The following is a 22,246-nucleotide window of genomic DNA, read 5'->3' on the forward strand; positions in this document are numbered from 1 at the left end:
AGTGGGTATATGTTTGGACCCATTGTGTTGGAAAGAGAAAGAATTGTGTTACGGGGAGGAGAGCGGAAATGAGCGGGAAACTGGTTAACAGCATCGCCGAACTGATAGGAGACACGCCTGCCGTACGGCTTAACCGCCTGACAAGCGAAGAGCATGCGGACGTGTATGTTAAGCTGGAATATTTCAATCCGAGCGGGAGCGTAAAAGACCGCGCGGCCTATAATTTGATAGCGCAGGCCGAGAAAGACGGCCTGCTGAAGCCCGGCGCGACGATCATCGAGCCGACGAGCGGCAACACCGGCATCGGACTGGCGATGAACGCGGCCGCGAAGGGGTATAAAGCGATTCTGGTCATGCCGGATAACATGACCAAGGAGCGGATCAATCTGCTCAAGGCCTACGGAGCGGATGTGGTGCTCACGCCTGCGGCGGAACGTATGCCGGGTGCGATTGCCAAAGCGGTGGAGCTTCAGCGCGGCATTCCCGGCAGCTTCATCCCGCAGCAGTTCGAGAACAAGGCGAACCCGGACATTCACCGGGTGACCACCGCCTTGGAGATTCTCGAGCAGACGGGCGGCAGGCTCGACGCGTTCGTCGCTTCGTCCGGCACCGGCGGGACGATCACGGGCACGGGCGAGGTGCTGCGCGAGCGGATTCCCGGCATCGAGATCTACGTCGTCGAGCCGGCCGGATCGCCGGTGCTGTCGGGCGGAGAACCCGGCCCGCACAAGCTGGTCGGCACGTCGCCGGGTTTCGTGCCGAAGATCTTGAACACGGACGTCTACGACGAGATCGTCCGGGTAGAAGACGAGGATGCGCTGCGTACCACCCGCGAGCTCGCGGCCCAGGAAGGCATCCTCGTCGGTCCGTCCGCGGGCGCTACCGTGTGGACGGCTATCCAGGTGGCCCGCAAGCTGGGGCCCGGCAAGCGCGTCCTGTGCATCGCGCCCGATACGGGCGAGCGGTACCTCAGCATGGGCATCTTCGGCGAATAAAGCGCCGGAGGCGGCGGGATACGGCCCATATCCCGGCAGCATCGCGGAAGGATGAATTCCCGTAGGCCGGGCTGGGCGCGGTCGTGCCTCTGATTCCCGGCTACCTCCGAGGGCGCTCTCATAACAGCGCGTGCCGGGATAGGATGCGTAATCGGTGTCCCTATACAAAAGAGCTTTCCCTGAATCCGGGGAAAGCTCTTTTTGTATGCGGTCCCTTTTAGGAACAGGAAGATCAGTGGACATGGATAAATAAAAATAAAGCGGCAGCCCGTATACATAGGGGGATAAGCAGAATGCTTCACCAAATTTGTGGAGGTTACATATAAAGAACGGAGAGTTTCATCTCCGGCGCCTGGGGGCGGAAGATCACCGTCATGCGAGGTCGCACTGTGCGCTGGGAACCGTACGTGCTGTGAAAGCGGAATGGCGTGCCGCTTGCAGCGTCTTTAACGAAGATCCTGGACGCCAGCAGGAGTAATTTGTCCTGCGCGTATTACGGACGATGCGGCCGGAGGAGAATAGGCTTTTTTTGTGAAGGTGTGGAATATGAGAGGAAGTCATTGAATAAAAATACATTATCATGTATAATTATCACAACTTCACTTGTTCGTAGAAAGGTGGCCTGCAAGAATGATTTCGTTGTCCGGTGAGATGCCTAAACCATGGGTCCTGAACCCTTTTATACAATCCTATACAGAATTGACTTCCCAGAAGGTCGATCGCAAAAGTTTGAAGCAAATCGGAAACGGCCGTTTTATTTCCGCTTACGAGGATCAGAAACTGGTCGGAATCGCCTTTTGTACCGGAGATGTGGAGTGGGAGAACGAAGTATCCCTTTCGGTTCTTATTCTGCCTTCCTACCGCAAAAGAGGGATCGAATCCGCCATGCTGCGCCTGCTCCGCGGCAAGCAGTCGGCCTACAGCCGTACAGTTGGCTGAGCGGAATGCAGCCGGCAGGACGGCGGGCTCCTGCGATCAGCAAGCCCCGCACAAGCACGTCCGGCTGCCCCGGAGACCGGGCAAAGGGAGAAATGCTTATACACGGAGGTCTTTCAGGCAGAAAGCCGGTGGGACCGAAGCCTCGGCAGGCTGGGGGAACGACCTTGCGGTTTTGCGCCGCCGGTCGATGCCGCACCGCTTGCCGGGACGGGGAGATGAAGCTGCAAGGAGCGCGTGCTTGCGGCTTTTTTGCGCTTCCGTTTTTTATTGAATTCGGCGGGGGCTGCGTGTAATATGGAAGATAACGATTTTCCCTATCCGATGCTTGATTTCATTGGACCTTATTCATGACGATTCTTAGTAGGAGGCTTGACGATGGACGATTTGAAGCACAAGATTCTGGATATTCTGAAAGAAGATTCCCGCCGTTCTCCGGCGCTTATCGCGACCATGCTGGGAATTACGGAAGAAGAGGCGACGGCGGCCATCCGCCAGATGGAAGACGAGCACATCATCGTGAAGTACGCCACCGTGCTCAACTGGAGCAAAGTGGACAGCGACAAGGTGAACGCGCTGATCGAAGTGCAGATCACGCCTGAACGGGGAACCGGATTCGACGCGATTGCGGAACGCATTTATTTATATCCAGAAGTGAAGTCGGTCTATCTGATGTCCGGAGCTTACGATCTGCTTGTGGAGATCGAAGGCCGTACGCTGCGGGAAGTGTCTTCTTTCGTTTCCAGCAAGCTGTCGACACTGGACCGGGTATTGTCAACGAAAACTCATTTTATTCTGAAAAAATACAAACAGGATGGGATCATTTTTGATGACCGTGAGGATGATCATCGGATGCTGGTCTCACCATAAAGGACGATGACGATGATAAACCAGGAAGAAATCGGAAGTAAACCGAAATCCATGCAGGGCTATTTGTCACCGCTGGTCCGGGATATTCCTCCTTCGGGCATCCGGCGTTTTTTTGATTTGGTAAGCGGGAGCAAGGATATCATTTCTCTGGGCGTCGGGGAACCGGATTTCGTGACGCCGTGGCATGTCCGCGAGGCGTGCGTGTATTCCCTGGAAAGAGGGCGGACGAACTATACGCCGAATGCGGGCCTCCCTGAGCTTCGCGAAGCGATCGCCGAGTATTTGTACACGAATTTTGCCGTAAAATACGAGCCTTCGAATGAAGTCGTCGTAACGGTCGGCGGCAGCGAGGCGATTGACCTTGCGCTGCGCGCGCTGATTACGCCGGGCGATGAAATTCTCGTTCCGGAGCCCTGCTATATCGCTTACAGCCCGATCGTCACGATCGGCGGAGGAGTCCCGGTCGGCATCGAGACCTTCGCGAAGGACAGCTTCAAGCTGAAGCCCGAGGCGCTCCGCGCAAGTCTGACGCCGAAATCCAAGGTTCTCGTTCTGAGCTATCCGAGCAACCCGACGGGCGGCATCATGACGTACGAGGACTGGGAGCCGATCGCCCGGATCGTGGAAGAGAACGATCTGATCGTCATCGCCGATGAAATTTATGCGGAGCTCACTTACGGAAGCAAGCACGTGAGCTTCGCGTCGCTGCCCGGCATGCGGGACCGCACTGTTCTTGTCAGCGGCTTCGCGAAAGCTTTTGCCATGACGGGCTGGAGAGTCGGCTACATGTGTGGGCATCCGGACCTGATCTCGGCGATGCTGAAGATCCATCAGTACACGGTCATGTGCGCTCCGATCATGGGCCAGATTGCCGCGCTTGAGGCGCTCCGCAACGGACTGGAGGAGAAGGACCGGATGATGGAGTCCTATAACCAGCGCAGACGCCTGGTCGTTCAAGGCTTCCGGCAGATCGGTCTCGACTGCCACGAGCCTCAGGGAGCGTTCTACGCGTTCCCTTCCATCGCTTCGACGGGCCTCAGCTCGGAAGAGTTCGCTCAGCGGCTTCTGACCGAAGCGAAGGTGGCGGCCGTTCCGGGACAGGTATTCGGCAACGGCGGCGAAGGCTTCGTCCGCTGCTCCTATGCGACTTCCGTTTCACAGCTGAACGAAGCTTTGGACCGTATTGGGTCTTTTGTGAAAAAATTGTAAAGACTTGTCCCAAAAAATAGTTTTCAGAATCGGAAAAAACTGATATCTTTAGGGTAAAGGAGGGATATGTATGGCTTATTTAGAATATCGTCTGGCCGACAACTCGGGTTGGTACAGCCATGACGTTTCCGATCAACGCTGGTTATCCAAACGACCTGCCAAATTAGCCTCCCTCTTTCACCTGGAAGAAGAAATTCAGTTTATGCGGCACAGACTGGAACAGATGGTTCAGTCCGGTGAGGCTATGACTTCCGAGTCCGTAATTGAAATGAGTACGCTACTTGATCATAAGATTAACGAATATATGAATCTAGTCCAGAAGAGCCGGTAAATGCCGGCTTTTTTGCAGCGTTTGCACAGGCTATCAGGCAACGGAGGGATTACGATGACACAGAAACGCTGGTTTTCGGCTGCTGTACTGCTTCTATTATTCACCGTCTTGGTTTCCGGGTGCGGGAAGGCCCAGCCCAAAGCGGATGTTTCCATCTTTATGATGGCCCGTGACGGTATACCGGTCGATGCCGCTTTTAAGCTTGAAAATTCGTTGAAAGCGCTTGTGGGGGACAAGCCGTCCATCTATTTGAATACGTCCCCGCTTTTTTCCAATGAGAAGATGATCGTCGAAATGGGATACGGCAATCACGGTATTCTGATCATCCCCGAAGAACAGTTTAAGATTTATGCGGCCGAAGGGGCATTTTTACCGCTGGAAGAGCATTTCAAGCAGGAGGACTATCCGGAGGGCGTACTCGAGGCGACGATTGAACCTGCCGGGAAGAAAAAGAATCCGCCCGAAGCGCCCAAGAAGGAGACGCATCTGTACGGCATTCCGCTCCAGTATTCCAAGTGGATGAAGGATAACGGCGTAGAGGGCAAAGGGCTCGTCGCTTTCATGGCGGTGAACAGCCGCAATCCCGAACAGTCGTTCGAGGTGCTCAAAAAGATCGCCGCTAAATCCTGACGCGACGGCCTCGGCGCCGCCACGACTCTATGGCCCGCGCGAGGAACTGCAAGCGGTGCGGTGACTAAAGTCCTTGTCTTTCCGGCGCCGCTTGGCCTATAATGGGGGATGAACTTGAAGGCCCAACCTCATACGTTTACCGTCAGGTCCCGAAGCGGCGTCTCCCAACGGAGCCGAAGCCCAGGGTGAAAAGGGAAGCCGGTGCAAATCCGGCACGGTCCCGCCACTGTAATACGGAGATCGTCTTACGATGCCACTGTCCGCGCGCGGATGGGAAGGCAAGACGGTCAGTCATCCGTAAGTCAGGAGACCTGCCTGCCGGTTTGCAGCACAATATCCTTCGAGGAGAGGATCGCGCGAAACCGGAAAGGACGTCCGACTGACGGCCGTTTCACCTCGTGATTCCGAAAGTTATCCCCTCTATCTCCGGATAGAGGGGATTTTTTGTTGACATGCGCGAACATCGTGGGACAACTTCAAGTCAAACTAAATCAGCAAGGGAGTAGAGAACATGAACAACGAACGAAGAACCGCTAGGGGTTTTAAATACGCCCTGCTGCTGCTTGTTTTGACGATGGCCGTCGGCCTGGCAGCCTGCGGCAAGCAAAGCACGGATAACGGGACGGCGGGCTCGGCCTCTCCGGCGGCAAGCACCGCTCCGCAAACGAGCGCGAAGAAAACGCAGTATCCTTTGAAAGTAACCGATGCGACAGGCAAGGAATTTACGTTCGAGAAAGCGCCCGGTAAAATCGTGTCGGTTTCGCCGGCTGAGACGGAAGCTCTTTTTGCGATCGGTCTGGGCGATACAATCGTCGGCGTGTCCGATTTTGACGATTATCCGGCGGAAGCGAAAACGAAGCCGAAAATGGGCGGAATTACGCAGCCTAACCAGGAATCGGTTATCGCGTCGGGAGCCGACGTTGTTTTCACAGGCGTTTCGATGAAAAAAGAATCGGTCGAAAAGCTGCGCGCCATGGGCATCAACGTGTTCAAGGTGGAGCCTAAGACGCTTGACGACGTCATGAAAAATATTCAGCTCTACGGTCAGATTACCGACCATCAGGAACAGGCGGAAAAAGTTGTCGCAAAAATGAAAGAGGACCGTCAGAAAGTTACGGATGCCGTAAAAACCGTAGCGGCGGACAAGAAGAAAAAAGTCTACATCGAATTCTCTCCGGGCTGGACAGTCGGCAAGGGCGAATTCATGGATGAGCTGATCACGCTGGCGGGCGGTGTCAATGTCGCTTCCGACATTACGGGCTGGAAGCAGATCAGCGAGGAGAAAATCATTCAGCAGAACCCGGACGTTATTTTATTCGCCAAAGACGTGGTGGATGACAAAACGAAGAAGAGTCTTGAAGAACTCATTCGCGGACGCAGCGGGTGGAACGAAATCAATGCGGTCAAAAACAACCAGGTAATCGGTCTCGACCAGAATACGCTGACCCGTCCGGGACCGCGTCTGACAGAGGGACTCCTGCAAATGGCTAAAGCCATCTATCCGGACTTGGTGAAATAAATGAAACCTAAATGGGGACTTTGGGGAGGAGTAGGAGTTTTACTCCTTCTTCTTTCTATTGTGCTGAGTCTTTCGCTGGGCTCGGCCCATCTGCCGGTGAGTCAGATCGCTTCGATTCTGGGGAGCAAGCTGCCTTGGATCGGAGACCGAATCACGCCGGACTGGCCCGTATCCTCGGAGCAGATTATTATGAAGGTAAGGCTGCCGCGCGTAATGCTGGCCATCCTTGTCGGGGCCTCCCTTTCGGTAGCGGGAGCCGCTTTTCAAGGCGTTCTGCGCAATCCGCTTGCGGACCCGTATACGCTTGGGGTCAGCAGCGGAACGAGCGTCGGCGCGGCGTTCGTCATTTACTTCGGTCTGCAGACGACGTTTTTCGGGACGTGGACGATACCGGTCGTCGGGTTTGCTACAGGAGCCGTTTCGCTTTGGATCGTTCTACGACTGGCCCGGACTGACGGCAAAATCCGTATGGAGACGCTGCTGCTTTCCGGTGTCGTGATGCAGGCGTTTCTCGGCTCCGTGGTTTCTTTTCTGGTGTCGATGTCCAAGCAGGTCGTCAATGAAATCATTTTCTGGCTAATGGGCAGCCTCGCTATGAAAGGCTGGTCGTACACAACCGTTCTCCTTCCGTATTTCCTCGTAACTTTCGTTGTGCTCTACAGCTATGCGCGGACACTCAACTTGCTGGCGCTCGGGGAACGTCAGGCCGCCCATCTGGGTATCCATGTCGAACGGACGAAATTGATCGTGCTGATCACCGCGACACTGGTGACGGCTGCGGCCGTTTCCGTATCCGGCGTCATCGGGTTTGTCGGGCTGATCGTGCCTCATCTGATCCGTCTGATCGCGGGACCGGATTACCGGCTGATCGTGCCGCTTTCCGCCGTTGGCGGAGCCATCTACGTCCTTTGGGCCGACACGCTGGCCCGGACGCTTCTAAGCCCGACAGAGATTCCGCTCGGCGTAATCACCGCGTTTCTGGGTGCGCCGTTCTTCGCTTATCTGCTGCGCAAACAGAAGAAATGGGGGAGAAGCTGATGGAACCGATCATCGAAGTGCAGGGTGCTGGAAAAAGTTTCGGCGGAACCCGCGTGCTCAAAGATATCCGTTTCGAGGTGAAGCCCGGCGAATTTTTCGGCATCATCGGGCCCAACGGGAGCGGCAAATCGACTCTGCTGAGGCTTATCTCCGGCGTAGACCCCCTTACGGAAGGCCGTATTCTTCTCCAGGGGAGGGAAGTCGCGGGCTACGCCCGCAAGGAGCTGGCACGCTGGCTTGCCGTGCTTCAGCAGGATGCGCTGCCTCCGCTCGGTTTCACCGTCCGTGAGGTGGTCGAAATGGGCCGGTTCCCTTTCCAGAACTGGCTCGGCGAAGACCGGGAGGACGCCGCTGCGCTTATCGACCGGATTATGCGGCGGCTCGATCTGGAGCCGCTGGCCGACCGGACGGTCGAGAACCTGAGCGGAGGCCAGAAACAGCGCGTGGCGCTGGCGAAGGTGATGGCGCAGGAGCCCCGACTGCTGCTGCTCGACGAGCCTACGACTTACCTGGACATCGGCTATCAGATGCAGCTGATGGACTACGTGCGGCAGTGGCAGCGGGAAGAAGGGTTGACGGTGGTCGCCGTCCTTCACGATTTGAACCTGGCCTCTCTCTACTGCGAACGGCTTCTCGTCGTTCACGAGGGAGAAGGCGTATCGATCGGCACGCCGGAGGAAATTATGAGAAGCGAGCTGATCCTGGACGTCTACGGGACGGAACCGATCGTCCTGGAGCATCCGGATCACGGCATTCCTCAAATCCTGCTGCGCCGGGGAGATTGAATAGAGTGAATCCGGACCGCCCGCAGGGCGGTTTACATACATACCGACTTATACTACATACCGAGGAGGAACAAACATGAACGAACTTCAGGATGTAATCGGCGCCATTCGCCCGCTCCGTCAGGAAGCGAAGGATGCGGCATCCGTCCATCTCGATAATTTGACTAAACCGCCGGGAAGCCTCGGCAAGCTGGAAGATATGGCACGCCAGCTTGCGGGGATTACCGGAGAGGTTATGCCCGATATGAGCCGCAAGGCCATCGTCGTCATGGCGGCCGACCACGGCGTCTGCGAAGAAGGCGTCAGCGCGTTTCCGCAGGAAGTGACCCGCCAGATGGTGATGAACTTCCTGCAGGGCGGCGCGGCCGTCAATGTGCTGGCCCGGCACGCGGGCGCGGAGGTCGTATGCGTCGATATCGGCGTCAACGCCGACCTGGAGCATCCGGACCTCTTTACTCGCAAAGTCCGGAAAGGTACGGCCAATATGGCCCGTGAAGCCGCTATGACCCGTGAAGAGGCTCTCCAGGCCATCCGCGCCGGCATTGAAGTCGCAGACGAGCTGGCCGGACGCGGCGTGCGGGTTCTGGCGACCGGGGAGATGGGGATCGGCAACACCACGGCCAGTTCCGCGCTGCTGAGCGTGCTCGGGGGCATCGCCGTAGAAGACGCGGTAGGACGCGGAACGGGCATCGACGATGCCCGCTGGCTGCACAAGCAGGAAGTTGTTCGCAGAGCCATCGAGGTCAACAAACCGGATGCGGGCGATGCGCTCGATGTGCTGGCGAAAGTCGGCGGCCTCGAAATCGCGGGCCTGGCCGGAGTCATACTCGGTGCGGCCAAGAACGCTTGTCCGGTCGTGATCGACGGTTTCATCTCCTCGGCCGCCGCGCTGGTTGCTTCACGGCTGGCTCCCGAGTCCCAGCCGTATATGATCGCCTCTCATCAGTCTCACGAGCAGGGCCACGCACGGATGCTGGAAGCGGTCGGGCTCAGCCCCATGCTTCATATGGATATGAGACTGGGAGAAGGGACCGGGGCTGCGCTCTGCTTCACGCTCATGGATGCGGCGGGCAAAATCATGCGCGAGATGGCTTCCTTCGAAAGCGCCGGAGTGTCGCGGGGCTGATGAATCTGGCGCATGAACATACACCGGGAGCGGGAGCTGTCCTCGTGACGGGCGGCGCCAGAAGCGGCAAAAGCTCGTTTGCCGAGCAGCTGTCTTCGCGGCTTGCCGCACACGGGACTTATCTCGCTACGGCCCAGATCTGGGACGAGGAGATGCGGCAGCGGATCGCTCTGCACCGCACGCAGCGCGAGCAGTCCGGCTTCCCCTGGATTACGGCGGAAGAGCCGGTGGAGCTGTCCGCCGTGCTGAAAGCTTGCAGCGGCGGCAGGAGCCAGGGCGTCGTTCTGGTGGACTGTCTGACGCTGTGGCTTTCCAATCGTCTGCTGAAGGCGGAGTCTTCGCCGGATGCGGCCGAACAAGTGAATGCCGCCGTGGACGAGCTTGTCCGGACGGTTGAAGCCTACGAGGGACCGCTCGTTCTTGTCACGAACGAAGTGGGGAGCGGCATTGTGCCCGAGTATCCCCTCGGGCGATTGTACCGCGATCTCGCCGGTCGGATGAATCAGCGGCTGGCACAAGTTTGCGGCCGGGTTTTTCTGGTGACCGCCGGGATACCTGTCGAGTTGAAAAGCCGGGCTTACCGGTTTGAATAAAGGGAACTCATGATTTTTTATTCGCTGAAAGAAATCTTGTGGATGATGCTGGCGGCTATTGCCGTCGACCTTGTGATCGGCGATCCGAAGTGGCCGACGCATCCGGTGATCCGCATCGGGAGTCTGATCAGCTTTCTGGAACGGAAGCTGAGGAAAGAGCCGGCACCGCGGAAGAGCGCGTCAGAATGCGCCGGAGGAGTCCGAGGCGAGGCCGGGACCGGGGCTGCCGGTGGCGTGCCGCTGGAGGCCGGCACATCCGCCGACACGGCCGGACAAGCGGCCTCTCTGTCACCGCGCTCCTTGAAGCGGCGGGGGATTGTCCTGGCCGCAGCCGTCATGCTGGCCGCATTTGCCGCCATGACGGCCGTAACGGCCGCAGCCGCGGCGATACATCCGTGGCTGGGATACGCGGTGACGACGTGGTTTATTTCGACGACGGTAGCCGTCAAAGGCTTGAAAGATGCCGCACGGCTGGTAGCGGTACCCCTGGCCGCGGGAGATTTGGCCGCCGCTCGCAAATATACGGGCTATATCGTCGGCCGCGACACGAAGAACCTTGACGAAGGCGAGCTGACGCGCGCCGTCGTGGAAACGGTCGCCGAGAACACCGTCGACGGTGTCGTATCGCCGCTGTTCTACGCCCTCATCGGCGGAGCGCCTCTGGCGATGCTGTACCGGGCGGCGAACACGCTGGACTCCATGGTCGGCTACAAGAACGACCGGTATGTGCATTTCGGCTGGGCCTCCGCGCGGTGGGACGACGTGATGAACTGGATTCCGGCCAGACTGACCGGAATCCTGCTGATTCTGGCCGCGGCCGTACAGCCGCGGATGAGCGCTTTCCGGGCGGGCCGCTCGATCGGCCGTTTCGCCCGGCTTCATCCGAGCCCGAACAGCGGGATTCCGGAGTCGGCGGTCGCGGGCGCGCTCGGCATCGAGCTGGGCGGGCGCAATACATACGGAACCGTGGTCAGCGAGCGCGCACGCATGGGCTGGCCGCTGCGGCCGCGGAACCGCGGAGACATTGACGGCACGGTCCGGCTGCTCTACGGGGCGACGGGCTGGCTGGCAGGAGGGGTCCTATGCGCAATTTGGCTGCTGAATTAAAGCTCTGGCTGTTTGGACTGATAACGGCCGTCCAGTTTCTTACCCGGCTGCCGCTTCCGGTAAGGATCGAGTGGACACCGGCTGTTCTGCGGCGGAGCCTCGCTTTTTACCCGGTGGTCGGCATGATCCTGGGCCTCCTCCTTACCGGCTCCGGCTGGGTGCTGGAGAAGACGCTTCCCCCTCTGCCCGCTGCCGCGCTTCTTCTGTGCCTGTGGATCGGGCTGACGGGAGCGCTGCATCTGGACGGGCTGATGGATACGGCCGACGGGCTGCTCAGCCACCGTTCCAGGGAGCGCATGCTGGAAATTATGAAAGACAGCCGCGTCGGAGCCATGGGCGTCATTGTATGTGTCGCGGTCTTGCTTCTCAAGTGGAGCGTAATGGTGCCGCTGCTGACGGGCGGCGCTCTCACCGGGAGCTGGATTCTGCTGCTTGTTCCGGTCTGGAGCCGGACTTTCATGGCCGCAGCCGTGGCTTTATGGCCGTATGCGCGGAGCGGAGGCGGTCTGGGCGGTTTTTTTGAAGGGGAAAAAAAGCCCTTCGCGCTGCTGGGAGCGGCAATCGCCTTATTTCTGAGCGCCGGAACGGTCGCGTTTTTCCATGAATCGGGCGGGACGCTTTCGCTCAAGCCTTCTTTGCATGTTTTGGAAGGGGCGGGGCCCGTATGGTGGGGGATTATGCTCCTCATGGTCACCTTTGCGCTTGGAGGAGTCTTGGCGGCCTGGATGGCTAAAAAGCTCGGCGGGCTGACGGGGGACACCTACGGGGCTTTAAATGAGCTGCTGGAGGCTCTGCTGCTTCTTGCCGCCGCTTTCATGCTGCATTTGACCTAGTTTGGATGCCCGGATACCCTCGAAAAGCTTTTTGCCGTAGGGTGAAAAGGAGCGTGCGGAGCAGGCGGGCTCTCCGAAAGGAACCAAAAAAGAGGCGGGATGGATTCGTTCGTCGGACTCCCGGCCTTTTTGCATATAAACGGACAGGAAATGACAAAAAAGTGGGGGGATCACTATGCTGGAGCGATACGGACACGGCGGGGATGTGTGGACGGCGGAGGAAAAGTTCGGGCGCGGCCGGGAACAGTTTCTGGATTTCAGCTCGAATATGAATCCGTTCGGTCCGCCTGATGCGGTGGAGGAAGTGCTGCGGTCAGGCTGGAAGCATATTGTCCGGTATCCGGACCCGGCTGTCCGGGAGCTAACAGGAAAAATTGCCGCCAAATACGGAGTTCCCGCAGAATCCGTACTGGTGGGCAACGGCGCCGCCGAATTGATCGACCTTATCGTGCGTGTTCTGCAGCCCGAGGTGACGGGGCTTGCGCGTCCGTCTTTCAGCGAATACGAGGATGCGGTGCTGAAAACGGGAGGCCGTATCCACGGGATTCCGCTGCGTGCGGAACACGATTTCCTGCTGCAGCGGGCGGATGCCGAGGAAGCCGTGAAGCGTTCGGATTTGCTGTTTCTGGGACATCCGAACAATCCGACGGGAAGACTCCTTTCCCGGGAACTGCTGAACGACTTGGCCGGCAGCGGACATCCGCTCATTCTGGACGAGGCGTTCCTCGATTTCGTACCCGACGAAAAAAACGTGACGCTTCTGCGGCTTGCGGCCGAATCCAAGCATGTAGCCGTGATTCGCTCCATGACGAAGTTTTACGCGATTCCGGGGGCCCGGCTCGGCTTCATTGTCGCTCATCCGGATGTGATCGCCCGGATGTCCCGTCTGCAGGTGCCGTGGAGCGTAAATTATTTCGCCCAGCTTATCGGATGCGCCGTTCTGGAGGACGAGGCTTTTCACGCGAAAACCATCCGCTGGCTGCAGGAAGAGAGTCCCTGGCTTGCCGACAAACTTGCGGGTCTCGGGCTCTCGGTGACACCGAGCGACACCAACTATTTGTTGTGCGCGCTTCCGGAGCACAGCCTAATCGATGTCCGCATCCTTCAAGAAGAAATGGGCAGACGCGGGGTTCTCATCCGGGACGCTTCGCTTTTCGAAGGGCTCGGCACGCGTTATTTCCGTACGGCGGTCAAACTCCGCGGCGATAACGAGCGCATGCTTGCCGCTTTGTCAGACGTGTTGAAAGCGGCTCAAGCCGGTGAAATTTCCTTTGAAAGGGGCGGCCGATGAACATGAGGAATTCCACTCATACAGAAGGACGCACAGGCACGGTCCCGACTCACCTTGACCGTGAAGCGGATCAACCGGAGGGCAACGGGAGCGGGACGGACGGAACGCGGGCCAGGACCCTTATGGTACAAGGGACGGCTTCGGATGTCGGCAAAAGCATTTTGACGGCGGCTCTGTGCCGCATTTTCGTGCAGGACGGCCACCGCGTGGCGCCGTTTAAGTCGCAGAACATGTCGCTGAACTCTTACGTGACGCCGGACGGCAAAGAGATCGGGCGGGCTCAGGGGGTCCAGGCCGATGCGTGCCGCATACCGGCTACGACCGATATGAACCCGATTCTGCTGAAGCCGTCTCAGGATATGCGTTCCCAGGTCGTTGTTCACGGCAAGCCTTATCAGGATATGGACGCGAGAGCTTACCGCGAATCTTACCTGCCCCTGGCGGAGAAAGTCGTGTGTGACGCGCTCGAACGGCTGCGTCGGACGGTTGACCTCGTTGTGCTTGAAGGAGCCGGAAGTCCGGCGGAGATCAACCTGAAAGACCGGGATATCGTGAACATGCGGATGGCGAAATGGGCCGACGCTCCCGTAATCCTCGTGGCGGATATCGATCGGGGCGGGGTGTTTGCGTCGATCGTCGGGACGCTGGAGCTTCTGGAGCCGGAAGAGCGGGAGCGGGTAAAGGGATTTGTCATCAACAAGTTCCGGGGGGACGTCAGCCTGTTGAAGCCGGGATTGGACTGGCTGGAGGAACGGACGGGAAAACCCGTACTCGGCGTCGTCCCTTACTATCCGAAGCTGGGGATTGAAGACGAAGATTCCGCTTCGCTGGATTCCAAAAGAAGGCTGGAACCGGCTCCGGCCGCACAGCAGGACGGTCGGCGGCCCGATGTGCTCGATATCGCGGTCGTCCGGCTGCCCCGGATTTCCAACTTCACGGATATCGATCCGCTGCACGAAGAGCCGGATGTGTCCGTGCGTTACGTCGGCAGCGCCGCCGAATGGGGGAATCCGGATATCGTCCTTGTGCCGGGGAGCAAAAATACGATGAGCGACCTTCTTTTCCTGCGGGAAAGCGGCCTGGCCGACAAAATCGTCCGTCACGCGGCCGGTGAAGGCAGGGTTGCCGGGATATGCGGGGGCTACCAGATGCTGGGCGAGGCGCTTTCGGACCCGCTCGGAACGGAATCCGATTATAGGGGGGACCGGGAAGGACTCGGCCTTCTGCCGGTGGCGACTGAATTCACGCCGGAGAAAAAAACGGTGCGTGCCGAAGGCAGCTGCGGACTCTTCCGCCAAATGCCGGATCTGCCGGTCGACGGCTATGAAATTCATATGGGCGTGACGAGGATGACGGACGAAACGTCGGAGCGGCCGTTTCGCCTTCGCGCTTCCTTGGCGGGTTCCGGGGATGAAGCCGGTGCGGCGGACGGTTTGCATCCGGAGGGAGCTTCGGCTTTCGAAGGACGGGTCTGGGGAACGTATCTGCACGGCATTCTTCATAATGACGATTTCCGCAGATGCTGGCTGAACGAAGCTCGTCAAAGCAAAGGCTGGGAGCCTCTTTCCGCCGAACTGCGTTTTCGCGAAAAGCGGGAGGAAGCGTTTGACCGGCTCGCGGGTCACGTCCGCAAACATATTGATATGGATCTCTTGTACGAGATAGCGGGATTAACCGCTGAATAAAAGCGTCCGGACCAGTTTCCGCAGAGAGCGGATATCGGACCGAATCCATTTGCACTGCCTGTCCGGGGAAGCTATGATAAGAAAAAGAGCCTTTCGGAGCTGATGAAGCGAACGGGCGATGTTGATTTTTTACCCTGAATATAAGAAAGATATTTGGCGTGAGCGGGAGGAATACAGGTGAAAATTTATACGAGAACAGGGGACGCCGGCAAAACGGGTGTCATCGGCGGACGTGTCGATAAAGACGACGAACGGGTGGAAGCGTACGGAACGGTAGACGAGCTGAACTGTTATCTGGGGCAGGCGATGAGTTTTATGGACCCTGAGAAGTTTGCCGACCTGCTGGAAGACCTGCTTACGGTCCAGCATGAGCTGTTTGACTGCGGCTCGGATTTGGCTCTGCTCAAAACGGAGCTGCGGCCTTTTAAAGTGACGGCGGAGATGGTGGACAATCTGGAGACGTGGATCGATAAATACGATGCCGAAACGCCCGATATTACACGGTTCATTCTGCCGGGGGGAAGCCGGAGTTCCGCTGCGCTCCACATCTGCCGGACGGTATGCCGCCGTGCCGAAAGACGCGTCGTGACGCTGGCCCGCACCCAGGAGATCAACGTGGAGGTACGCCGTTACCTGAACCGCCTGTCGGATCTCTTCTTCACGATTGCCCGCACGGCCAACTTCAGGGAAGGTCAGACGGATGTGGAGTACGTCCGCAGCGGCGAGGTGTTCCGCCGGAAAAAATGATAAATTATTACAGTCCTTTAACGTATGTGGTTCCTCCCGATGAGGAGGGTTTCTATCTGAAAACGATTTTGCAGAACCGGATGGGTCTCTCGCGGAAACTGCTCTCCAGGCTCAAGCTGACGGAACAGGGGATTACCGTCAACGGCAAGCGCGAATATATCAGCATCAAAGTGAACAGCGGAGATGTGATCGAAATCCGGATGCAGGAGGAAGAGTCGGAGGATATTTTGCCTCAAGACCTCCCGCTTGAAATTTTGTATGAGGACGAGTACCTGCTCATCGTCAATAAAGAGTCCGGGATGATCGTGCATCCGACGCACGGGCATTATTTGAACACGGTGGCCAACGCCGCCGTGCATCACTGGAAAGAGCGGGGGGAAAACGTCCGCTTCCGGCCGGTTCACCGGCTGGACCAGGAAACCTCGGGCGTGCTTGCGATTGCGAAAAATCCGTATGTGCACCAGCAGATTTCGGAGCAGATGATCGCTCACAGCATAACGAAGGAGTACCTGGCCATTGTGCACGGCACGGTAGTGGAGGACCGGGGTACGATCGACGCTCCGATCGACCGCGACCCGGAGCAGCCGCACGTCCGCATCGTGACGCCGTCCGGTTACCGCGCCGTCACGCATTACGAGACGGTGCGGCGCTACGACGGGATCACTCTGGTGCGGCTGATGCTGGAAACCGGGCGGACGCATCAAATCCGCGTCCATATGAAGCACCTCGGGCACCCTCTCCTCGGTGACAAGATGTACGGCCCGGACTTCGCCGCCGCAGCGGACTTCGCTGCCGGAGCGGACTGTGCCGACGGCGTGCCGGGAGCGCCCTCCGCCGTCCCGTCCCCGGCAGTAGACGGCGAGGCGGTCCCGGCGCTCGCCCGGCAGGCGCTGCACGCGTACCGGCTGGGCTTCGTCCACCCGGGCACGCGGGAGCCGGTGGAGTTCACCGCTCCGCTGCCGGCGGACATGCAGGCGGTGCTCGACGCCTGCCGGTAGGGTCTCCGCGTCAGCGGGCTGTGCTGCCTGGTGCGTGCTTAAGCTGCTGCGGGTCTCAATCTCGCCTGCACCCGGCCGCGCGCCGGCAGGACTATGCCTGCCGGTTACGACATACGGAAGCAGGCGCTCCGCCGCTTATCGCCACAGGCTTTGCCGACCACCAGTCACGAGCCGCCTGCGCGCATGGCCGCCCGGTGGAACTTTTTCGGCAGCCCTGCGTATAAAGCATACGGCAAGCAGGCCGAGATTTTTTTAAAACCAGCCTCCCCGCCGCATCGGCAGCGGAGGTTTTTTTCGGGTACGCGAACCGCAGACCGTTAGCTACCATTGTCCCATGAAAGGAAGTCATTTTATGTCCGTAACGATTTATGAATACAGCAAATGCAGCACGTGCCGCAGCGCCCTGAAATGGCTGCGCGCCAAAGGGCTTGATCCGGTAACCGTTCCGATTATGGAGCAGCCGCCGACCGCGGAGGAAATCCGCGTACTTGTCCGCAACAGCGGCCTGGAGCTCAAAAAGTTTTTCAATACCGGCGGAGAAGTATACAGGGAGCTGGGACTGAAAGACAAGCTCGGAAGCATGACGGAGGACGAGCAGCTGGCCCTGCTTGCATCCAACGGCAAATTGCTCAAACGGCCGATCGTAACGGACGGCAGCAGGGTTACCGTAGGTTTTAAGGAAGCCGACTTCGAGAAGGCATGGGGGTAACGGAGAAGTCCCTCTGGGACCGTCCGTTTCCGGAAAGGGGTGACAGAATTGCCGGAAAAGCAATCGTCCAAATCATCTAAAAAAAATCCGCTCTGGGTTCTTGGAGCCATCGGGGCTTTTCTGCTGAAATTCGGAAAGTTCGGAAAATTCGGGGCGACGATTATTTCGATCGCGATTACGATCGCCAGTTATGCGATCATTGCTCCGCTGCCGTTCGCTATCGGGCTGGTAGCGATGATTTTTATCCATGAAATCGGTCACGTGCTCGCGGCCAAGCAAAAAGGGCTTCCGGTCACGGCGCCTCTTTTCATTCCGTTTCTGGGTGCGCTGATTACCATGAAGCGTAATCCCAGGGATGCCGTTACGGAAGCCTACATCGCCTACGGAGGACCGCTGCTCGGAACGATCGGAGCTACGGCGGCATTTGCCCTGGGCGTGTACACCGACTCCAACCTGCTGATCTCGATCGCGTACACCGGATTTTTTCTGAACCTGCTCAACCTTCTTCCGATCCATCCGCTGGACGGGGGGCGTATTTCGACCGCTGTGACCCGCTGGCTGTGGCTCGTCGGTCTGATCGGTGGACTGGCCGTTATCCTTTATTTGCGAAGCTTCCTGTTCCTGATCATCTGGGCTTTGTTCGCTTGGGATTTATACAAAAAATTCGTCAAATTCCGCGACAAGCCTCAGCTTATGCATTTTCAGCCGCGTTTTGACATGACGGCCCACCATTTGCTGGCGCACGGGTATATGATTCCGGGAGAGGATCACCGGCGCGATCTTGCTTTTACGACCTACTCCGAGCTGAGCGGAGATGAAGCAGGTGTGCAAATGGTGCATACCTCTTGGGACGCGATCGAGTTCGAAACGAAATTCGCCCTGCCCCGGCAGGCAGTGGTTCACCGTGTCCAAGTGGTTAAAATCGAACGGGTTACGCGTGAAGACGGCCTGCATCTGGTGCTGCACTTCGATGTCGAACTGGAGCCGTTCGAGAACGATGCCTATTACGAGGTTCCCACGGCTTCACGCTGGAAGTTCGGCGCGGCTTATTTCGCACTCGCCGTGTATCTGCTGGCCATGATGAACTGGGTCCACCGGGTACTGCCCGCGGCCGCTTATTAAACAAGTCGATTCAAGGGGGAAACGTTCCGGATGAAAGCATACGGCTCGACAAGATTAGGCAGTCTGGGGTCGGCGATTTTCGCCGAGGTCGCCCAGTGGAGGAGGGAGGCGGAGGAACGCGGCGTCGATGTCATCGACCTTGGAATCGGAAGTCCCGACCTTCCGCCTTCTCCGCGTGTCATCGAGGCCCTGGCGGAGGCCGTGAAGAATCCGCAGGCCTACGGCTATCCGGGCTCTGAGGGAACGCCCGAATTCCGCAGGGCGGCCGCGGGCTGGATGAACCGGCGGTTCGGGGTTACGCTCGACCCGCAGCGCGAGGTGCTGGCCCTGATGGGATCGCAGGACGGATTGGCCCATCTGGCGATGGCTCTGTGCAATCCCGGAGATACGGCGCTCGTGCCCGATCCCGGCTATCCCATTTATGCGGCCAGCCTCGTTCTGGCCGGCGTTCAACCCGTTCTGATGCCTTTAAGGGAATCGAACGGGTTTCTTCCGCAGTTGGAGAGCATCCCTCCGGAAACGGCGGAGAAGGCTTCCTTCCTGCTGCTGAGCTATCCCGGCAATCCGATCCCCGAGGCGGCGGACCGGGCCTTTTACGAGAAAGCGCTCGCCTTTGCGGAGCGTTACGATCTTTTGATCGTGCACGACCTGGCATATTCGGAGCTTGCGTATGGCGGCTACAAACCGATGAGCATTCTTGAGCTGGAAGGTGCGAAGAAGAGAACGGTGGAATTTCATTCCTTGTCCAAAAGTTTCAATATGGCCGGCTGCCGGATCGCCTTTCTGGCCGGTAATGCGGAAGCGGTGGACGCTCTGCGCAGGTTGAAGTCCAACATCGACTACGGCGTCTTCCTGCCTGTCCAGCAGGCTGCCGTCGTTGCACTGGAGGAGGAGACGTCGTTCCCGTCCTCCATTTCAGCGGTATACGAACGGAGACGGGATGCGCTCGTGGACGGCCTGCGCCGCATCGGCTGGCATGTCCCCCGGCCTAAAGCGACGATGTTCGTCTGGGCGAGGATTCCGAAAGGATGGACTTCCCGACATATTTCTCGGGAAATATTGGACCGTGCGGGAGTAGCGATGATCCCCGGAGACGCTTTCGGGGCGGAGGGTGAAGGCTATGTCCGCCTAGCGCTTGTCCAGCCGGAAGAACGCCTTCGGGAAGCCGTGTCTAGAATCGGCGAAATATGGCAGTCGGTTAGCGAAGGAGAGAGAAATACATAAATTTTCCAAACAACCCGTTTTAAAGAAGGAAAATATGCCAAGAATGAGTAAAGTAATAGAGGTTCCTCTACGAAACAGGGTTGAAAGGAGTTAATTTATGGATTCTATCTTTTCGCTGTCCGAGCTGCTGTCCCAACAGAAGCCTTCTTCCCTTGTGGAAATTCCGGGTGTGCTCGGCCAAACTTTTGGACAAGCGACGCTTTCGACAACTTTGCCTATTAGCAAGCTTTTTTCTATTTACGAGGTGGATCTGGAAGTTCAGCGTGCTATCATTCCGCGCAATCTCAGCAAGCTGATGGATTATGTTTCGCTTTATCTGGATAATCATCAGCCGATTTATTTCCCGGGTGTTATTTTCTCCGCAAGAGGGGCCGGAAGCTACGATTCCGAGAAGCGCGTGTTCCAACTGCAGCCGATTGAAAAGTTGTATGTCGTCGACGGGCAGCACAGGCTGGCGGCCTTCCAGCGTTTGATGGAAACGCTTCAAAGCCAGATGGCGCGCGCCAAAGACCGCAGGGAATACGACCGGATGGAAGTAATCACGGAAAAACTGAGCCGTCTGTACGCATTTCCGGTCTCAACGATGATCTATCTGGACATCGACGCGCGCCAGGAACGCCAGCTGTTCTCGGACATTAACAAGCTTCCGCGCAAAATCGGCGGAAATCTGGCCGTTCTCCGGGACCAGCGCCGCTTCTATCACGTGACCGCCTCGCAGCTCGTAGAGAAGGCTCCGGTGATGCAGCACATTCCGGTCGATATGTTTTCCGAGCGGGGAAAAGCGCCGGAATTCCTGTTCACGTATCACCTTCTGATCGAAATTCTGGTGGCTCTGTTCGAAGGGCGGATGAAGTCCGGCGCCCGCAATAACGGCTACCATTATGAGGAAGAGGAGGTAACGGATCATCTGTCGATCAGTTCCTTCTACTTCCAGCAGCTGCTGAAATATTTGCCGGAGCCGGTAAAGGGCGAGCCCGCCTGGTCGGAGAACATTCAAATCGCGCTTGCGCTCTTCTTTCACGAGGAAGCGACCAAAAGCGCGAAGTTCAACCGCTACGCGCTGGAATACGCGACGAAGATCCTGCCTCACATCGACTGGAACGCGATTTTCAGCGGAGACGAGAAGGATCGGCTTCCGCGCCGTTCGCGGATTATGAAGGCTTATCAATATATCCGCTCGTTCTACCAGGAGCAGCATCTGTTCCTGATCAGCGATAAGGAGGATGTCGGCTGATGGATGGATTATGCCTGCGAATGACGATTCACCCGTTCTGCGAGCGCTTCGGTCTCGCGACTGTGGCCCTTAAAGTGCAGGATCTGCTCAACTATACGATGATTGATGCGATTGTACAGCGCAAGCTGAGCAAGATGCAGCGCCGTAAAATCTCGAATTATCTCCAGGAGCGCGAGCTCGACCAGGTCTTTTTCGGCCCGGTAACGCTGTCGCTTCGCGATGTGAGCCAGCTTACCCGCACGAGCGAGGAGCTGTATCTGAGGCACGGGTCCAAGCTAAGTATAATCGACGGGCAGCACCGGATTCTGGCTCTGGGGTTTGTCAATGAACAGATGCAGAAGGAAGTGAAGCGCACCGAGCGCAAGCTGGCTTCCCTGCGAGTTCGGCACCGCAAAGAAACGGACAACCGGGAGCTGGCCGACGAAATCGCTCAGGTAAGCGGTCTGTTGGAGCAGATGGAAGCCCGGCGGCTGGGGCTGATGGAAAGCGAGCTGGCCGTACAAATTTACATCGGGCTTAACGAGGTGGAAGAGCAGCAGCTTTTCGGGGACATCAACTCGAAGGTGCAGTTGGTGAGCAAAGAGCTCGGGCATTCGTTCGACTCCGTCGATCCGCTTAATCTCGTGATCCAGCAGGTTGTCGACCATAACATGCTGCTGAAAGAGGCCGGCGTGGAGAAGCGCAGCAATTTGACGGCTTTCAACCGGAATTTCACGTGTCTGTCGTGGATGTATTCGACGGCGGTCATGCTCTTTTCGGGCAAAATGCAGTCGTCTTACGAGCTGCAGCGCAAAATCCGCAAGGAAACGGCCACGTACGTGGAAATTTTGCACCAGTTCTATAACACGATTCTGCCGATGATGCCGGAGCAGCCCGGGCTTGTCCAGGTCACTTCCGCCAATCGGGTTATGCAGGAAAGCATTGCGCTGTATGCCAACCAGTTCCTGTTCCGGGACGGAGTGTACAACCCGGACTGGACGTCGTGCCTGCGGATTCTCGAAGGCTTCGACTGGACGCACGGCAATGAGGAGCTGGTCTATATTTTCGGCTCGCTCGATAACGGCAAATTAAATCTCATTCATGAAAAATCTCTGCGCAAGCACGGCAAGCTCGTGAGCTTTTTCCTGGAAGGCATTGAGCCGGACGGATTAAAATCGGCTTCGCTGGCTTAATCGAACAAACGAACAACCGGATTGGAAGACGTCTGCCCGAACGGGGCGATGTTCCAAGATCCGGTTTTTTTGTATGCTTGCGGGCGGAGGCC

At 57.8% G+C, this 22,246-nt stretch carries 22 protein-coding genes and 1 riboswitch; all 22 genes read left to right on the forward strand.

Features of this window, described 5'->3' with window-relative positions; genetic code table 11:
• Positions 1–68 precede the first annotated feature (68 nt).
• The 22 genes from cysK (at position 69) to ABH899_RS03925 (ending at position 22,154) form a co-directional block, all read left to right on the forward strand.
• The gene (cysK, locus tag ABH899_RS03820; protein ID WP_369994137.1) at positions 69–995 is read left to right on the forward strand and encodes a cysteine synthase A; all 927 of its coding nucleotides are present in this window, start codon (positions 69–71) and stop codon (positions 993–995) included.
• Between the two features lie 630 nt (positions 996–1,625).
• On the forward strand, positions 1,626–1,934 hold the full coding sequence (locus ABH899_RS03825; RefSeq protein ID WP_009676083.1) for a GNAT family N-acetyltransferase: 309 nt from the start codon (positions 1,626–1,628) through the stop codon (positions 1,932–1,934).
• 375 nt (positions 1,935–2,309) lie between these two features.
• A complete protein-coding gene (locus ABH899_RS03830) occupies positions 2,310–2,801 on the forward strand; it encodes an Lrp/AsnC family transcriptional regulator (protein WP_009676149.1) in 492 nt (163 codons plus the stop codon).
• A 12-nt stretch (positions 2,802–2,813) separates the two neighbouring features.
• Positions 2,814–4,010, forward strand: a complete 1,197-nt coding sequence (locus ABH899_RS03835; RefSeq protein ID WP_009676105.1) for an aminotransferase class I/II-fold pyridoxal phosphate-dependent enzyme — start codon at positions 2,814–2,816, stop codon at positions 4,008–4,010.
• Between the two features lie 70 nt (positions 4,011–4,080).
• A complete protein-coding gene (locus ABH899_RS03840) occupies positions 4,081–4,341 on the forward strand; it encodes an aspartyl-phosphate phosphatase Spo0E family protein (protein ID WP_009676194.1) in 261 nt (86 codons plus the stop codon).
• A 54-nt stretch (positions 4,342–4,395) separates the two neighbouring features.
• The gene (locus tag ABH899_RS03845; protein WP_016423856.1) at positions 4,396–4,971 is read left to right on the forward strand and encodes a hypothetical protein; all 576 of its coding nucleotides are present in this window, start codon (positions 4,396–4,398) and stop codon (positions 4,969–4,971) included.
• 127 nt (positions 4,972–5,098) lie between these two features.
• Positions 5,099–5,304, forward strand: a riboswitch (cobalamin riboswitch).
• Positions 5,305–5,482: 178 nt separating this feature from the next.
• Entirely contained in the window at positions 5,483–6,490 is a 1,008-nt protein-coding gene (locus tag ABH899_RS03850; RefSeq protein WP_369994142.1) for an ABC transporter substrate-binding protein, read from the forward strand.
• Complete coding sequence (locus ABH899_RS03855; protein ID WP_009676079.1) at positions 6,491–7,528, forward strand: FecCD family ABC transporter permease; 1,038 nt, start codon at positions 6,491–6,493, stop codon at positions 7,526–7,528.
• Complete coding sequence (locus tag ABH899_RS03860; RefSeq protein ID WP_369994145.1) at positions 7,528–8,313, forward strand: ABC transporter ATP-binding protein; 786 nt, start codon at positions 7,528–7,530, stop codon at positions 8,311–8,313. The genes ABH899_RS03855 and ABH899_RS03860 overlap by 1 nt, the downstream gene beginning before the upstream one ends.
• A 76-nt stretch (positions 8,314–8,389) precedes the next feature.
• A complete protein-coding gene (cobT, locus tag ABH899_RS03865; RefSeq protein ID WP_369994147.1) occupies positions 8,390–9,439 on the forward strand; it encodes a nicotinate-nucleotide--dimethylbenzimidazole phosphoribosyltransferase in 1,050 nt (349 codons plus the stop codon).
• Complete coding sequence (cobU, locus tag ABH899_RS03870) at positions 9,439–10,032, forward strand: bifunctional adenosylcobinamide kinase/adenosylcobinamide-phosphate guanylyltransferase (RefSeq protein ID WP_369994150.1); 594 nt, start codon at positions 9,439–9,441, stop codon at positions 10,030–10,032. The genes cobT and cobU overlap by 1 nt, the downstream gene beginning before the upstream one ends.
• Positions 10,033–10,041: 9 nt before the next feature.
• Positions 10,042–11,139, forward strand: coding sequence for an adenosylcobinamide-phosphate synthase CbiB (gene cbiB, locus ABH899_RS03875; protein ID WP_369994152.1), 1,098 nt, complete (start codon positions 10,042–10,044; stop codon positions 11,137–11,139).
• Positions 11,115–11,972: an adenosylcobinamide-GDP ribazoletransferase gene (gene cobS, locus ABH899_RS03880; protein ID WP_369994155.1), complete on the forward strand. Its 858-nt coding sequence runs from the start codon at positions 11,115–11,117 to the stop codon at positions 11,970–11,972. The genes cbiB and cobS overlap by 25 nt, the downstream gene beginning before the upstream one ends.
• Before the next feature lie 175 nt (positions 11,973–12,147).
• Positions 12,148–13,263, forward strand: a complete 1,116-nt coding sequence (gene cobD / locus ABH899_RS03885; RefSeq protein WP_369994157.1) for a threonine-phosphate decarboxylase CobD — start codon at positions 12,148–12,150, stop codon at positions 13,261–13,263.
• Between the two features lie 2 nt (positions 13,264–13,265).
• Entirely contained in the window at positions 13,266–14,948 is a 1,683-nt protein-coding gene (locus ABH899_RS03890; RefSeq protein WP_369994159.1) for a cobyric acid synthase, read from the forward strand.
• A 177-nt stretch (positions 14,949–15,125) separates the two neighbouring features.
• Positions 15,126–15,695 (forward strand): cob(I)yrinic acid a,c-diamide adenosyltransferase, encoded by a 570-nt coding sequence (locus ABH899_RS03895; protein ID WP_369994161.1) that lies wholly within the window; start codon positions 15,126–15,128, stop codon positions 15,693–15,695.
• On the forward strand, positions 15,692–16,693 hold the full coding sequence (locus tag ABH899_RS03900) for an RluA family pseudouridine synthase (RefSeq protein ID WP_369994164.1): 1,002 nt from the start codon (positions 15,692–15,694) through the stop codon (positions 16,691–16,693). The genes ABH899_RS03895 and ABH899_RS03900 overlap by 4 nt, the downstream gene beginning before the upstream one ends.
• 352 nt (positions 16,694–17,045) lie before the next feature.
• Positions 17,046–17,402: an arsenate reductase family protein gene (locus ABH899_RS03905; RefSeq protein ID WP_009676101.1), complete on the forward strand. Its 357-nt coding sequence runs from the start codon at positions 17,046–17,048 to the stop codon at positions 17,400–17,402.
• Between the two features lie 48 nt (positions 17,403–17,450).
• Positions 17,451–18,524 carry a site-2 protease family protein gene (locus tag ABH899_RS03910; RefSeq protein ID WP_369994166.1) on the forward strand — a complete coding sequence of 358 codons (1,074 nt, stop codon included), beginning with the start codon at positions 17,451–17,453 and terminating at the stop codon, positions 18,522–18,524.
• A 30-nt stretch (positions 18,525–18,554) separates the two neighbouring features.
• Entirely contained in the window at positions 18,555–19,748 is a 1,194-nt protein-coding gene (locus ABH899_RS03915) for an aminotransferase class I/II-fold pyridoxal phosphate-dependent enzyme (RefSeq protein ID WP_369994169.1), read from the forward strand.
• 97 nt (positions 19,749–19,845) lie between these two features.
• Positions 19,846–20,982 (forward strand): DNA sulfur modification protein DndB, encoded by a 1,137-nt coding sequence (locus ABH899_RS03920; RefSeq protein ID WP_369994171.1) that lies wholly within the window; start codon positions 19,846–19,848, stop codon positions 20,980–20,982.
• The gene (locus ABH899_RS03925) at positions 20,982–22,154 is read left to right on the forward strand and encodes a DNA sulfur modification protein DndB (RefSeq protein WP_369994172.1); all 1,173 of its coding nucleotides are present in this window, start codon (positions 20,982–20,984) and stop codon (positions 22,152–22,154) included. The genes ABH899_RS03920 and ABH899_RS03925 overlap by 1 nt, the downstream gene beginning before the upstream one ends.
• Positions 22,155–22,246: the final 92 nt, after the last annotated feature.

This window comes from Paenibacillus sp. RC84, assembly GCF_041260495.1.
Lineage (GTDB): Bacteria > Bacillota > Bacilli > Paenibacillales > NBRC-103111 > Paenibacillus_F.